Source organism: Vibrio sp. 10N.261.55.A7 (genome assembly GCF_002877365.1).
GTDB lineage: Bacteria > Pseudomonadota > Gammaproteobacteria > Enterobacterales > Vibrionaceae > Vibrio.
Genome location: NZ_MCWZ01000235.1, coordinates 1 through 1,356 on the forward strand (window position 1 = coordinate 1; position 1,356 = coordinate 1,356).

A 1,356-nucleotide genomic window follows, 5' to 3' on the forward strand; every position below is an offset into this window, starting at 1 on the left:
TTTCCATAGTTTGGAATTTTAATATTTTTATTTTTTACAACGCTTGGAACTACTGGACCATATAGTTGACTAACGTTGTGCTGCTTTTCATGGACAGGGCAAATATTGCAAACTTTTTTTCCAATAAAAAATAAAGCCAATTTTTTTTCGACTCACTTCAAACTAAAGCCTTCAAAAAAAACATAAACACAATAAAAATCAATAACTTAAGTTAAGTCTTAATTTCCCTTTTTTTATAAGTATTTTCATGATTTCAACTAAGATCACGCCAACCCATCAACAAAAGGGGCGATAAACGATCTAAATCACATGGTTTTTTTGTCTTTATTCACCTTTTTATATTCATCAATATGAAACATTGATCTTGATCTCATCTTGGAGACACAACTCCTGACTAAACGCTGACAGTTTCACGGAGAAAACTAAATACTTGGTATCACAATTCAGCCTTGACCTTCCCCTTGAGACAAGGTTTATTCTTTACTAGTCAGCTAGATTGTTAGGAATAGAACGATGAATAAATTTGAAATACCGCTAAATGGTTTAAATTGCATGGGTTGCGCGAGAAAAGTAGAGCAAGCCATAGTGCAAAACTATGGAAGCCATATTCATCACCTAACTTCTGAGGTTATCGATTTAGAGACGAATGCTTCATACAAAGAGCTTTATTCTATTATTCAAGATTTAGGGTACGAAGCTGGCTACACATATCACTACCGTCTATCAGGGCTAAGCTGCCAAAAGTGCGTAAAAAAGCTCACCGATTTACTCGATCAACAAGATTCAGTGTCCAGTTTTTCAATCTCTTTAGATACTTTGAGGGTAAATACGCTGACCAACAGCCACGCAATCATAAAATGGGTTGAATCACTCAACTTTCAGGCGATCCCTATAAAAGAAGAAATAAGTGCATCACCAAACCCAACATCTACGTTTTCTGACACCAAAACACACCAAAATTCCAATACTGACTCGCTCAAAGACACCGTTCATCCTACAACTAACTCGACCATCGAACCGGCAGTGACAGAGGCTATCCACCTATTAATCAGTGGAATGACGTGCGCCAGCTGTGTCTCATCGGTAGAAAAAGCGTTCCGTACCCTACCTGAAGTCAAGAATGTCCAGATAAATCTAGCAGAGCAAAGTGCGATAATTGAAGTCGGTCAATCGACGCCATCAACACTCGAAAACATTCTGCAGTCTGCAAAAGAGGCCGGTTACCCAGCTGAACTTTCCGATGATCCTCAAACAGCCCAAGAAAAGCAGCGTCAGCAATTAGAAAAGAGTAAACACTCTCATAAACTGGCCTCCATTTATGCCCTCTTACTGGGTGGGCCATTAATGGTTTGGGGA

At 38.7% G+C, this 1,356-nt stretch carries 1 protein-coding gene; it reads left to right on the forward strand.

What is annotated here, in order from left to right; genetic code table 11:
• Window positions 1–513: 513 nt before the first annotated feature.
• A partial coding sequence (locus BCU12_RS23475; RefSeq protein ID WP_198599314.1) for a heavy metal-associated domain-containing protein occupies window positions 514–1,356 on the forward strand: 843 nt, incomplete at its 3' end.